Origin of the sequence: Salegentibacter salinarum, from assembly GCF_900168115.1 — a bacterium.
Classification (GTDB): Bacteria; Bacteroidota; Bacteroidia; order Flavobacteriales; family Flavobacteriaceae; genus Salegentibacter; species Salegentibacter salinarum.
Map to the genome: position 1 here is coordinate 303837 of NZ_FUZC01000004.1, position 13706 is coordinate 317542.

13 protein-coding genes are annotated in these 13706 nt (G+C 37.7%); 5 read left to right on the plus strand and 8 right to left on the minus strand.

Annotated elements, in window-relative coordinates; all coding sequences use genetic code 11:
• Positions 1-2 precede the first annotated feature (2 nt).
• Entirely contained in the window at positions 3-2189 is a 2187-nt protein-coding gene (locus tag B5X53_RS07305) for an endonuclease MutS2 (RefSeq protein WP_079712574.1), read from the minus strand.
• Between the two features lie 47 nt (positions 2190-2236).
• On the opposite strand from B5X53_RS07305, the gene B5X53_RS07310 reads away from it, so the two are divergent.
• Positions 2237-2902, plus strand: a complete 666-nt coding sequence (locus tag B5X53_RS07310; RefSeq protein ID WP_079712575.1) for a uracil-DNA glycosylase — start codon at positions 2237-2239, stop codon at positions 2900-2902.
• Between the two features lie 2 nt (positions 2903-2904).
• On the opposite strand, the gene B5X53_RS07315 is transcribed toward B5X53_RS07310, so the two are convergent.
• The 7 genes from B5X53_RS07315 to B5X53_RS07345 form a co-directional block, all read right to left on the minus strand.
• Positions 2905-3480, minus strand: a complete 576-nt coding sequence (locus B5X53_RS07315; RefSeq protein ID WP_079712576.1) for a hypothetical protein — start codon at positions 3478-3480, stop codon at positions 2905-2907.
• 42 nt (positions 3481-3522) lie between these two features.
• A complete protein-coding gene (locus B5X53_RS07320; RefSeq protein WP_079712577.1) occupies positions 3523-4374 on the minus strand; it encodes a substrate-binding domain-containing protein in 852 nt (283 codons plus the stop codon).
• Positions 4371-6425: a polyphosphate kinase 1 gene (gene ppk1 / locus B5X53_RS07325; RefSeq protein ID WP_079712578.1), complete on the minus strand. Its 2055-nt coding sequence runs from the start codon at positions 6423-6425 to the stop codon at positions 4371-4373. Before ppk1 ends, B5X53_RS07320 begins: the two co-directional genes overlap by 4 nt.
• Before the next feature lie 107 nt (positions 6426-6532).
• A complete protein-coding gene (locus B5X53_RS07330) occupies positions 6533-7402 on the minus strand; it encodes a nucleoside phosphorylase (protein ID WP_079712579.1) in 870 nt (289 codons plus the stop codon).
• 1 nt (position 7403) lies between these two features.
• Positions 7404-8336: a DUF1835 domain-containing protein gene (locus tag B5X53_RS07335; RefSeq protein WP_079712580.1), complete on the minus strand. Its 933-nt coding sequence runs from the start codon at positions 8334-8336 to the stop codon at positions 7404-7406.
• A 26-nt stretch (positions 8337-8362) separates the two neighbouring features.
• The gene (locus B5X53_RS07340) at positions 8363-8713 is read right to left on the minus strand and encodes a translation initiation factor (protein WP_079712581.1); all 351 of its coding nucleotides are present in this window, start codon (positions 8711-8713) and stop codon (positions 8363-8365) included.
• Between the two features lie 3 nt (positions 8714-8716).
• Positions 8717-9667, minus strand: coding sequence for an isopenicillin N synthase family dioxygenase (locus B5X53_RS07345; RefSeq protein ID WP_079712598.1), 951 nt, complete (start codon positions 9665-9667; stop codon positions 8717-8719).
• A 128-nt stretch (positions 9668-9795) separates the two neighbouring features.
• On the opposite strand from B5X53_RS07345, the gene B5X53_RS07350 reads away from it, so the two are divergent.
• From B5X53_RS07350 to B5X53_RS07365, 4 genes are all read left to right on the plus strand, one after another.
• Positions 9796-11802: an alpha-ketoacid dehydrogenase subunit alpha/beta gene (locus tag B5X53_RS07350; protein ID WP_079712582.1), complete on the plus strand. Its 2007-nt coding sequence runs from the start codon at positions 9796-9798 to the stop codon at positions 11800-11802.
• A gap of 130 nt (positions 11803-11932) precedes the next feature.
• Entirely contained in the window at positions 11933-12094 is a 162-nt protein-coding gene (locus B5X53_RS07355; RefSeq protein WP_070055250.1) for a DUF1328 domain-containing protein, read from the plus strand.
• A 93-nt stretch (positions 12095-12187) separates the two neighbouring features.
• Positions 12188-12667 (plus strand): lipocalin-like domain-containing protein, encoded by a 480-nt coding sequence (locus tag B5X53_RS07360; RefSeq protein WP_079712583.1) that lies wholly within the window; start codon positions 12188-12190, stop codon positions 12665-12667.
• A 15-nt stretch (positions 12668-12682) separates the two neighbouring features.
• Positions 12683-13381, plus strand: a complete 699-nt coding sequence (locus B5X53_RS07365; protein ID WP_079712584.1) for a YiaD family glycine zipper/OmpA-like lipoprotein — start codon at positions 12683-12685, stop codon at positions 13379-13381.
• Positions 13382-13706 lie beyond the last annotated feature (325 nt).

Below are 13706 nucleotides of genomic sequence, written 5' to 3' on the forward strand. Positions count from 1 at the left end.
AATTATTTCTTTTTCATTGCCTGCACCAATTCTAATTTATCCACATCTACCTGCGTGGTGAACATTCCGTAGTTTACGGTTGCTTTTCCTTTTTCAATTTTATCCAAAGTTCCTACAGAGCGGCTGTCCTGTAATCTAACACGATCTCCAATTTTCGGAGGAATTTTAGGTTTATTTGCTTCCTGTCGTTCTTTCTCAGTAGTTTTTTCTTTTTCTTCTTTTTTCTTTTTCCGAATTACATCAACCTTCTTCTTTACTTCCTGCTGAACTTTTTTCTCCTTTTCCTTCTGAATTTTCCGCTCCTTCGCCGATTCCTTTTTACGCTTAGAGTTTTCAATTTCTACAAACTTCAGGAATTCTCCAATAAGCTCTTTTTTCTTTTTATTCTGGAAATATTTTTCGCTTAGCTCATTCACTTTTTGACCCATATAAATGAGTCGCTGGTTGCTGTCATACAATTCCTGGTAGCTTTCCAGCTTCTGCTGAATCCGGGTATTTGTTTCTTCCAGTTTGTCTTTTTCCAGCGCTGCTTTCTGCTCTTTGGTTTTTAGGGAATCTGTAGTTTTTTGAAGTTTGGAACGTTCCTGCTGGAGTTTCGCAATACTCCTGTCAAACCTGATTTTTCCTTTTTCAACTTTTTTGCGTGAACGGTTAATCAAGCTATAAGGAATGCCATTTTTCTGAGCTACTTCAAAGGTAAACGAACTCCCGGCTTCCCCAACCTGAAGTTTATAAATTGGCTCCAGGCTATTGGAATCAAAAAGCATATTGGCGTTGCTCATATTCGGCATTTCGTTGGCCAGTTTCTTTAAATTCGCATAATGGGTAGTCAAAATCCCGAAAGATTCCTTTTCATAAAAAACTTCGAGAAACGTTTCAGCTAAAGCGCCACCTAATTCTGGATCACTTCCGGTTCCAAATTCATCGATAAGGAAGAGTGTTTTATCATCACATTTACGAAGAAAATAATTCATGTTCTTAAGTCGGTAGCTATACGTACTCAAATGATTTTCTATAGACTGATTATCGCCAATATCGGTAAGGATTTTTTCGAATAAACACATTCGACTATACTCGTGTACCGGCACCAAGATTCCGCTTTGTAGCATTAATTGTAGTAAGCCAACGGTTTTTAAGGTAATACTTTTTCCGCCGGCATTAGGCCCGGAAATTACTATAATCCTATTGTCTTTGGCAAGTTCAATACTTTGCGGATACGTTTTATCGCCCTTTTTCTTATTGCTTAAATAGAGTAGCGGGTGATAAGCATCTTTTAATTGCAGTTCACGCTCTTTCGTGATTTTTGGTAGCAAACCATTGGTCATCTCGGCATATTTGGCTTTTGCCGCAATAACATCTATTTCACAAAGCAAATCCTGATAATCTATTAAAAGAGGTTTAAACGGCCTTATTTTATTGGTGAGTTCCTTTAAAATCCGTTTTATTTCCTCTTTTTCTTCGTATTCAAGATTATTGAGCTCTCGGGTATATTGATAAGTGGCTTCAGGTTGAATATAAACAATGCTTCCGGTTTTTGAATTCCCTAAAATTCCGCCTTTAACCTTACGACGGTGCATTGCCGTAACCGCCAAAACCCTAACATTCTCTACAACACTTTCGCGAATTTCATCTAAATATCCGTAGGAATGATAAGTGGTCAGCGCTTTGGCAAAACTGGAGTTAATTTGACCTTTCACCTGGTTAATTGATCGCCTAATTTGTTGTAAATGCGGCGTGGCATCATCTTTTAGCTCGCCGAACTTATTAATTACCGCACCAATACTATCTGTAATTTCGTCAGTGTATTCTACTTCAGCAGTGGTTTCAAATAAACTCGGATAATACTCTTCGAATTTTCTGAAAAATTTGATGTGTGTATTTACGGTATCTGAAAGACTAGAAATCTTTCTGAAACTTCCAATTTCCAGGATAGAATCTTCAATTTCCAGCGTGCGCAATTCATTTTTAATAGAATCGAAGCCGTGATTTGGAATTCGACTTTCCCGGGTTTTAGAACTCACATATTCATTGGTTTGATGAAGTCCGAAAATTGTCTTTTTTCCTGTTTTATAAGGTTGAAGGTTTAAAGCTTTCTCTTTTCCCGGTCCTGTAATGCACAAATCTGAAATTTGCTGGCAAACTACAGGGAATTCGAGGTCTATAAGGCTTTTTGATGCAATTTTAATCATAAATAAATTTCCCTACTTTTGAGGTTCTGCAAATTTACTCAATTAAAATGAAGGTAGATATACACCCCACCTGGAAAAAAGAACTGGCTGAAGAATTTGAAAAGGATTACTTTAAAAACCTGGCAGAATTCGTAAAAAATGAATATACTGAAAACACCTGCTATCCCAAAGGCAAAGATATTTTTTCGGCATTTGAACACGCCACTTTTCCCAACACAAAGGTTGTAATTTTAGGCCAGGATCCTTATCACGGACCGGGACAGGCCAACGGACTCTGTTTTTCGGTAAATGATGGTATTCCAGCGCCGCCATCACTTCAGAATATTTTCAAGGAAATTAAAGATGATTTAGGTAAACCGGTGCCGGATTCAGGAAATTTAGAACGCTGGGCAGATCAGGGCGTTTTATTGCTGAATGCTACATTAACGGTTAGAGCGCAACAGGCGGGTTCACACCAAAAGAAAGGTTGGGAACGGTTAACCGATAGGATAATTGAAATTGTTTCAGCTGAAAAAGAAAATGTGGTTTTCTTACTTTGGGGCGGTTATGCAAAAAAGAAAGGAGCCAAAATTGACTCCTCAAAACATCTTATTTTAACAAGTGGGCATCCATCTCCATTAAGTGCAAATCGAGGTTACTGGTTCGGAAATAAGCACTTTAGCAAAGCAAATGCATATTTAAAAAAAAAAGGAAAACAGCCTATAGACTGGTAAGCTTAGAATCTAAATCCAAGGTTAACATTGAATTGTCCTACAATTGTTGGAGAATTTTCGCTAAGTAAATTTCTACCAATTCCTGCACCAAGATCTAAAAAGAAACCACCCTTAGAAACAAATTTTCCACCAATGCCAAATCCAAGGGCAAAATCGGTGTAATCTTCGTATTCGTAATAGCCATAACCTTCAGAATCTACAACCCAGTTATCGTCGTATTCTCCACTGGAAAGCATCCCGAAGCCGTGTACGTAAAATCCACGGGCATAACGGTCACCGAAGAAATATTTGTATTTCCCGGTTAAAGAGAAATCTTTATAAAAAGCATCGTCGATATTCTCGTTGTCACGATCCAAAGCTTTAATAAAGCCTTCAATTGCCCAACTTGAATTCTGGTCTATAATACGCTCAAAAGTAAGGTCTATAGCTCCAAATGCAACCAGGTTAAGCGCACCAATACTTAATTCGTTTTGTGTGACATCCCTTTTATCTGGTTCGGTAGTTTGAGTGTTTTGCGAGTCTTGCGCGAAAGTAACTGATGAAATAAGTACTAATGATAGTAATAATAGTTTTTTCATTAAAGTAGAAATCGATGATTATTGATTGATGATTATTTTGGGTTACAAATTATGAATAAATTCGGAAGATCGTTGTTTTTTGGAAATTAAATTAAGCTCCAATAATTTGTCCTGAACCTTTTCTATCTCTGCTTCAGTTATTTGCTCCTGACTCCAATGTGTAATATCCATCCATTTTTCTATATCTTCCAGCCGCTGATCGTATCTTTCGGCTAACTTTTCGGCAATCTTAGGAAGATTTTTAAAGCCTTGGGTTTCCCTGTTCAAAATTTCCAGCATTGTTTTAAGACGATCAGGTTCATTTTTTAAACTTTCATTTCTGGCAGCCACAACAAAACAGGGCCAGGGTGTAGGGCAGTCGGCCAGTCTTCTAAATGTATGATTATCTACCAAAGGTTTGGTAGTAAAATGTTCCCACATAAAATACTGTGCTTTATCGTCCTTTAAAGCTTCTACAGCGCCATCCAGGTCTTTTACTATTTCAAACTGCAGTTCTTTTGTATTCCATTCGTGGCTTTGGGCATTTACATAGGCCATAAGGTGTGAACCGCTACCTTTTCGACTTATAGCCGCCTTGGTATTTTTAAGTTCTTCAACCGATTTATATTTAGAGCCGGCCGCTACGTGAATTCCCCAAACCAAGGGAGAACCAATGTAAGTTTGAATAATTTTACTCTCGTTTCCGGAAATTATATCTTTTAAAACCCCTTCGGTTAGGATTACTGCTACATCAATTTCACCTGATCGTAAAGCTTTGTTCATAGCACCGGTGCCTCCGGGGAAATCTTTCCAAATTACATTAATGCCACGCGCCTCAAAAAGTTTTTCTTCTATACATAAATGCCACGGAAGGTTAAAATGTTCCGGTACACCGCCTACTTTAATAGTTTTCATTTGCTATGTTTTTTCTTTAGATAATTATAAATTTCGTATTGTGATCGCACCGGTTTCTCGCTTTCTTTTCTCTTTACGTAGACATTGTTTTCATCGGCATCCTGGATTCTCGCTTTTACATTGTCGTTTAACTGAATTTCCAGTATTTCTTTAAATTCATGGGCAATATCTTTATCAAGAATAGGGGAGAGCACCTCTATTCGGCGGGAGAGGTTACGCGTCATCCAATCGGCACTACCATAATACATTTTTTCATCACCACCGTTCTCAAAAATATAAATGCGGCCGTGTTCTAAATATCTGTCCACAATACTGGTAATATAAATATTTTCGCTTAAACCTTTAACTCCGGGAATTAAACAGGTAAAGCCACGAACCAGAAGTCTTATTTCTACTCCGGCATTACTGGCTTTATAAAGCAACTCGATTATTTCCGGATCTTCGAGGCTATTCATTTTAGCCGTGATTCTAGCCTTTTTCCCTTCCCGTGCGAAATCAATTTCGTTATAAATTAGTTTTATAAATTCCTGGCGGGTAGAAAATGGGGAGATCAACAGGTTTTTTTCCCGCGGAATAATCAATTCTCCTTCTAATACTTTGAACAATCGGGATAATTCTTTTGCAATTTGTTTGTTGGAAGTGAAAATCGCATGGTCACAATATATTTCTGAAGTTTCACTATTAAAATTTCCTGTGCCTATATAAGAATAGTTTACCAAATCTTCCCCTTCAATTCGCTGCACCAGCATAATTTTGGAATGTACTTTAATCTTGGGATAGGAATAAATTACATTGGCGCCTTTTTCCTCAAATTTACGGCCCCAAATTATGTTATTTTCTTCATCAAACCTGGCCTTGGCTTCAACAAATACCGTAACCTGTTTTCCGTTTTCCAAGGCTTTTAAAAGTAAACTTGTTAACCTTGATTCATCTGCAACGCGATATAAAGAGATCTTTATTGCCGTTACGTTTTTGTCGTTTACGGCTTGTTCCAGGAAATTTTCTACATAAGCAAATGACATATATGGAAAATGCACTGCCTGATCTTTCTTTGAAATTGTTTCAAAATAATCTTTTGATTTTGAAAGCGCTTTATGTTCTATTGAAGGAAGCTTTTCATAATGTAGCTCGGGATTGTTGGTAGGATCGGGAAAAGAAAAGAAATCGTTGAAATTGTGATATTTTCCTCCCGGCATCATATCAATTTTACCCAGTTTCAGAAGTTTTCTGATTTTCTTATGCAGAAAATCGGGCATTTCGGCATCATACAATAAACGGGTGGGTTGGCCATCGGTTCTTTGAGCGAGCGAGTCGTAGATTTTCTCAGCTAAAACTCCTTCATAAATATCTTCAATATAAAGCTCGGCATCGCGGGAAAGCTTAATTTCGTAAACGCCTTCAATCTTTTGATCCTTAAAAATAGAACTTACCTGGCTTCTAACAATTTCGTCCAGATAAGTAATAGAATTGTCTTCGCCATCACCTTCAAAGTTTACAAATCTTCCACATGCATCCACGGGAATATTTACAATCCCCAGCTTTTCTTTATTGGTAAAACTCACTACAAAATATAATTCGGCATTTTTAAGGAAAAGCTCATTTGCTTCCTCAAGATCAATTACTTCAGGCTGAATATGGGCTTTTACATTTCGCTGAAAATAGTTAAATGCAAATTCTTTCTGAACGCTATTAAAATGTTCGCCATCTATAAGCAGAATATCGTTTTTAGCGAGTTCTGGTAAGATTTGCTTCTGATAAATCTCACCAAATTTATGCTGTTGCCGTTTTACCTCTTCCAGTATTTCCTTGGTAGTTTTGGTAGGTTTTAAAGCGAGTTTTTTACGAATGCTTTTCTCCACGCGTTTCATTTGACGAAGCTGCGCAACCCTTACTCTAAAGTATTCATCAAGGTTGGAAGAGAAAATAGCTAAAAAACGAATCCGCTCGTAAAGCGGATTGATCTTATCTTCTGCCTCCTGTAAGACTCTTGCGTTAAAACTCAGCCAGTTAAGGTCTCGGTGCCTCAATGGAATTTCTTGTGGTTCCTGCATTATTGATTAGTGGTTTAACCAAAAATACAAATAAGGGCAGAGGTTTGCTTTTAATATTCTGTTAAATGCGTTGAGAGAAAGGTTTTACGGTGTGTGCAGAAATAAGATTATTTCACCAATTGCTCTAAACTATACTGAATAAGCTCATCTACGGTGTTTCTAGGGTCTTTAGAAAATGTTCCGGCGGCTCTATTCGCAATTATTGCGTTCATAGAAATCGCATTATGGCCCAGTAATTTAGACAAGCCATAAATCGCTGAAGTTTCCATTTCAAGATTGGTAATTTTCTTATTATTAAATGAAAACGACGCCAGTTTATCGTTCAATTTATTATCCTGAAGCGCTAAACGTAAAATCCTACCCTGCGGACCGTAAAATCCGATATTAGTAGCGGTTACACCTTTATGCACCCTGGAGGATTCCATCCTTGAAATAAGATTTTCACTCCCGTCTACTACATAAGGGGCAGCTTTCTTTTTAAACCAGTCTAAATGTTGACTAAAAACTTCAGCAAACTCTGTATCTTGAATATGCTCGCTCTCGTAAAAATGCAGAAGTCCGTCAAAACCAATGGCCCTTTCGCTAATTAAAAAGGAATCTACCGGCACTTCTTTCTGAATAGAGCCCGAAGTTCCAATTCTAATAATATCTAAACTCGAAATTTCATCTTTGAGTTCCCTGGTTTCAAAATCTATATTCACCAACGCATCAAGTTCGTTTAGAACAATATCAATATTATCGGGACCAATTCCTGTAGAAATTACGCTGATTCGCTTTCCTTTATAATAACCGGTTTGAGTATAAAATTCCCGTTTCTTTAATTTGAATTCAACCTTATCAAAATGCCTGGTAATTCTTTCAACCCGGTGGGGATCACCGACTAAAATTACGGTTTTAGCAAGATGTTCTGGTAATAAATTTAAATGGTAAACACTACCATCATTATTTTGTATAAATTCTGAAGCTTCTATTGGCATACTATAATTTTAAAACTTTATGGGATTCGGCATCATAGAGAAAATCAAAAATTCTTGCCCCTCCCAAACATTCCTCGTTTTTAAGTTCCTGGTAAAAATTTTTCTTTTGGCTTAAGGCATCTTTGCCTTTAGAGGTTAATACCACACGATTATCTTCCAGGGTGTAGAAAATAGATAATTTCTTGAGCACCCTTTCCATTTGCGAATCACTATACCCGTAATAACCCTGGTACTGAAGCGCATAACCCAACAATTGGTTAATTGAAGAAATTTGCTGATTTTCTACTAATTTAAGTACATTTTTCTCCAGGGAATTAATACCGGTTTTGCTATTAGGAAAGCGTTCAATATGCGCCCTGATGCAACTGGAAAGATATTCAAAATTTGAAGTTTTCTTTATTTGCTTCTTAAGTTTCATAGGGTCGTTGCTACAATACAACTCCCAAACCAAGGTAGCTATCTCAAGATCTTCTTCTTCTAACTGAATTTTCTTATTAAAATGATTCAATAAATGTTTTTGCGGAAGCCTGGAAAGCGGGAGAAATTCATCTTCCCCTTTTTGACGTTTACTGCATACCAGGTAAAAGGGTACTTTTGGTTTGTGTTCCCTGTAAAAACTTATAGTTGCCAACATATTAATATGGCAAAAAAGATCGAATTCAAACCAGAGTATCACGTGATCGTAATCTTTGGCTTTTTTCAATAATTTAAGCTGGGAAACAAATCGCTCTTTATATTCTTCAGAAGAAATATTGTAGGCTTCTTTGAGGAATTTCTCTCGTTTTCTAATAAATTTTAAAGTACCGACTTCTTTTAAAGACGGTCCTTCGCAAAGCAATTCCCGCCATACAATAATTTGGCCCGGAAGGTTCAGTTCTTCTACCTGTTCGGTTAAACTATCACCATTTACAATATGTAGGGCCTTATTTTCCATAGGGTTAATTTAAAAGTTGGTGGGAATTAACCACCAACCCGTTTTACATTATAACCATCTTTTATAAGGAGTTCCATAATCTTTTCCCTATCGTCACCCTGGATAATAATTTCACCGTCTTTAGCCGAGCCGCCAACGCCGCATTTTTTCTTCAATTTCTTTCCGAGAATCACTAAATCTTCGTTTGTACCCTCAAAACCTTTAATTATGGTAACGGTCTTTCCACCACGACCTTTGCTGCTAAAATGTGCCTCTAATTGCTGATCTTCGGGTGCTAATGTCTCCTCGGTTTCTTTGTGTTCATTTCCTTCAAAATCATCATTTGTAGAAAAAACAAAACCGCCTAAATCTTCAAGCCCCAGTTTTTTCTTTGCCATAACTTACTTTTTTAGGAGTCCGATTTCTACCAGGCGTTGGTGTAAAAATTCGCCGGCAGTAATATCTTCGTATTGTTTTGGATTTTCTTTATCTATACATTCTTCCAGGCAATCCAACGGCATTTCGCTTCTTGGGTGCATAAAGAAAGGTATAGAATATCTTGGTTTGCCCCATTCTTCCTTAGGTGGGTTAATTACCCGGTGAATCGTAGAGCGTAGTTTATTGTTTGTATGCCTTTCCAGCATATCCCCAACATTAATTACCAATTCGTCTTCCTTTGGTAAAGCATCTATCCATTCACCATCTTTTCTCAATACCTGAAGTCCGCCGGTAGAAGCACCCATCAATAAAGTAATAAGGTTTATATCCCCGTGTGCACCGGCTCTAACCGCACCTTTAGGTTCTTCGGTAATTGGAGGGTAGTGGATAGGTCTTAAAATACTATTCCCGTTGCTGGCCCAATGATCAAAATAATGTTCATCCAGTCCTATATATAAAGCTAAAGCACGTAGTACATAGATCCCGGTTTTTTCCAGCATTCTGTAGGCTTCCATTCCTACTTTATTAAAATCTTTAAGCTCAGAAACCTGAACATTTTCAGGATATTTTTCAGTAAGATTTGCATCTTCGGCCGGTTCCTGACCAAAATGCCAGAATTCTTTTAAATCTCCTTCTTTTTTACCTTTAGCGTGTTCTTTTCCGAAGGAAATATAACCACGCTGGCCGGCAAGGCCTTCAATTTCATACTTTTTCTTTGTATCTAAAGGAAGGGCAAAAAAACTTTTTACTTCTTTATATAGATTTTCTTCCAACTCACTGTCAAGAAAATGGTTTTTTAAAGCTACAAAACCAATCTCCTCGTATGCCTTTCCAATTTCTTCAACAAATTTTTGTTTTCTGCTCTGATCATCAGAAAGAAAATCGGCAAGATCTACGCTGGGAATATTATTCATCGCCATAATATGCTTAGTTTTTTTAGAATTTAACATACAAAGTTAAAGAAAAAAACGGGAGCTAACGAGGGTTTTTAAATTTCTTAGCATTTATAATTTTGGTTACATTTGGTAAACAAATACATACTATGCAACCAAATTCTTCCCAGCCACCTTCCATTAAATTTGAGAAAGAAAACCTTTCTTCAGCACAATTGTTAGACTTATATGCAGCGCTTTTAAAACCGCGTTTAATTGAAGAGAAAATGCTCATTTTGCTGAGACAGGGTAAGATATCTAAATGGTTTAGCGGCATAGGCCAGGAAGCAATTTCTATAGGGGTATCCAAATCCCTTAATGCCGATGAGTATATTTTACCAATGCATAGAAATTTGGGAGTTTTTACTTCTCGTAACGTGCCATTAAACCGACTTTTCTCGCAATGGCAGGGGAAGCAAAACGGATTCACAAAAGGACGGGATAGAAGTTTTCACTTTGGAACCCAGGAATATAAAATCGTGGGAATGATCTCCCATTTAGGACCTCAGCTTGGAGTAGCCGACGGAATTGCTTTAGCCCATAAACTCAAAGATGAAAATAAAGTAACCGCGGTTTTTACCGGGGAAGGAGGCACCAGCGAAGGCGATTTTCACGAAGCGCTGAATATTGCTTCGGTTTGGGATTTACCTGTTTTGTTTTGCATAGAAAACAACGGCTACGGACTTTCAACCCCAACTAACGAACAATATCGGTGTAAAGATCTTGCCGATCGTGCCCAGGGCTACGGAATGGAATCTCATATTATTGATGGAAATAATGTCATTGAAGTTTACAGTCGGGTTTCTAAAATTGCAGAAAGTATCAGGCAAAATCCGAGGCCGGTTTTACTGGAATTCAAAACTTTTAGGATGCGCGGTCATGAGGAAGCCAGTGGCACCAAATATGTGCCCGAAGATTTAATGAATTTCTGGCAGAAAAAGGATCCGGTAGAGAATTTCAGAGGTTTTCTTATTGATGAAAATATACTTTCGGAAGAGCAGGATGCTCATTTTAAAAATGAAATTAAAGCTGAAATTGATGAAAATCTGAGAGAGGCGAATGAAGAAGATGCTTCGAGATACGATGAAACTAATGAGTTAAATGATCTTTATCAGGATTTTGTATATGAGGAAGTTATGCCAAATTCAGAAACTGAAACCATAAGATTTATAGATTCGATCGCACAAGCTACAAAGCAATCTATGCAGAGACATAATTCCTTGGTTTTAATGGGGCAGGATATTGCAGAATATGGAGGGGTTTTTAAAATAACCGATGGATTGCTGGAAGAATTCGGTAAAGAAAGAGTTAGAAATACACCCATTTGCGAGTCGGCAATTGTGGGAACCGCGATGGGTCTTTCCATCAATGGAATGAAAGCTATGGTAGAAATGCAGTTTGGGGATTTTGTAAGTTCAGGCTTTAATCCCATTGTAAATTACCTGGCAAAAAGCAATTACCGCTGGAACCAAAATGCCGATGTAGTAATAAGAATGCCCTGCGGAGCAGGAGTAGGAGCAGGACCCTTTCATAGTCAAACAAACGAGGCCTGGTTTACTAAAGTTCCCGGACTAAAAGTTGTTTACCCTGCATTTCCCTACGATGCTAAAGGATTGTTGAATACCTCTTTTAACGACCCAAATCCCGTGTTGTTTTTTGAACATAAAGCGCTTTACCGTAGCATTCGGCAGGAAGTTCCTGTAGATTATTACACTTTACCATTTGGAAAAGCTTCAGTCTTAAAAGAAGGTGATAAACTTACTATTATTACCTACGGGGCAGCCGTTCACTGGGCTTTAGATACTTTAGAAGAAGCCGAATTAGAGAATATAGAGTTAATTGATCTTCGCAGCCTTCAACCTTTAGATAGAGAGACCATAATTAATTCGGTTAAAAAAACGGGGAAGGTACTTGTACTCACTGAAGATTCACTTTTTGGTAGTTTAGCCTCAGAGATTTCAGCAATTATTTCAGAAGAATGTTTTGAATATTTAGATGCTCCAGTAATGCGTTTAGGTAGTGGCGAAACTCCAATTCCATTTGCCGCAGCGCTTGAAGAAGGTTATCTTCCGAAGAAAAAATTAAAGGAAAAATTAAAGGAATTAATAGACTATTAATAATAAGGAGCCTAAATATTTCATATTTTAAGATTCCTTAACAGTTCTGCTGTTAAAGTATTAATAATCTTTTGTCTCCGTTCTACACCTGCCGTAATTTAGATCACAACTAATCAAAAAATCTATTATTATGATACGTTTAATCGTTATTTTCCTAATCATTGCTTTGGTAGCTGCCATTTTTGGTTTTGGTGGAATTGCCGAGGGTTTTGCAGACATTGCTAAAATAATCTTCTACATTTTCCTTGTACTATTAGTGATTTCTTTAGTGAGCAGATTATTTAGAAGATAAAAATAAATAAATAAAAGAATAAAATCCAATGTATTGCGCCAGGTAATAATCGGCAAGCATTGGATTTTTATGTATAACCCAAACACCTAACTAATGAAAAAAATATTTATCCTTGGCTTTATAGCCGTATTATTGGCAGCTTGTGGACCCAGCAAAACTGCAAAAGAAGCCAGAAAATCTTTTAACGGAGACTGGACGCTTACCAGCGTAACTTACCCAAATAGTTCTGGGGAGTTTGATGTGACCCTGCTAAACGATGCCAATGCATCCTGCTTTGAAAACAGCACTTGGAATTTTGTATCTAACAATAATAGGGGGGCATATAATGTCCAGGGACCTAATTGTAGTACCGGCCAGCGATACTTTATCTGGTCTATAGATGAAGAAAATACTCCTGAAGGAATTTTTGATTTTCTATTGAAACCAACCGATGACGATTATAACTCAACAACCGGTGACCAGGGTTTCCGAATGAATTTAAAATCACTTTCTGAAACACAAATGGTTTGGGAACAATCTGTAATGCTTGAAGGTTCTCCGTTTGTAATAAGAATGAATTTTTCTAAACTTTAATTAAATTAATATACTATGAAGACTACTATAAACAGAATGTTTGCCATTCTTTTTGCTGCCACAATGCTATTTGGTTGTGAAGCCACGAAGAATGCGAATAATAAACAAAAAGGAGCTGTAATTGGATCTGCCGGTGGTGCCGTTATTGGTGGTGTTGTTGGAAACAATACCGGAGATGGAAATACCGCACTTGGCGCCATTATCGGCGGAGTTGTAGGTGGTGCAGCCGGAGCTATTATTGGTGACCGTATGGACGAACAAGCCAAGGAAATTGAACAGGAAATTCCAGGCGCTGAAGTTGAAAGAGTTGGCGAAGGAATAAACGTTACGTTTGATGAAAGCAGCGGGGTATATTTTGATACCGAAAAATATAATATAAATTCTAAATCCCAGGCTACTTTAAATAAACTGGCCGATATTTTTAAAGAATATCCAGATTCTAATGTTCTTGTAGAAGGACATACAGATGATACCGGTAGTGAATCTTATAACCTTACACTCTCTAAAAACAGAGCGCAGGCTGTGACTAATTATTTAACCAGCCAGGGTCTTAGCAGTGGAAGATTTGATACGAAATGGTACGGGGAAGCCCAGCCAAAGTATGATAATGAAACTGCAGAAGGTCGTGCTAAAAACCGTAGGGTAGAACTTGCCATTGTTGCGAGTGAAGAGTTAAAAGAAGAAGCCAAAAGAAAGGCTGAAGAACAAAATTAATTTTTGTCACCTCAAACATTTATTAAATCCCGGAATTTTCCGGGATTTTTTTATGGTGTGCCGTGCATGGCATATCACTTGACGGTGCAAGTCCGTTATGGGGGTTTATAGCTACCTATCATTAGCCAAAGGCAAGGGTGTCCATCGTGAGGTGGAATCTGAAGGAAGCCTGCGGCAAAGTTCCGGTCCGAGGAACACGAACATCATATAAGGCATAGCTGATCTGGATGAGCTTGCCATACAAAGCGAAGTCCTAAAGCTATACGGAGATCAGGGTGTAGATGATGCGGATATATGGAATGAAAGTGATATGTCTTACCGCGGG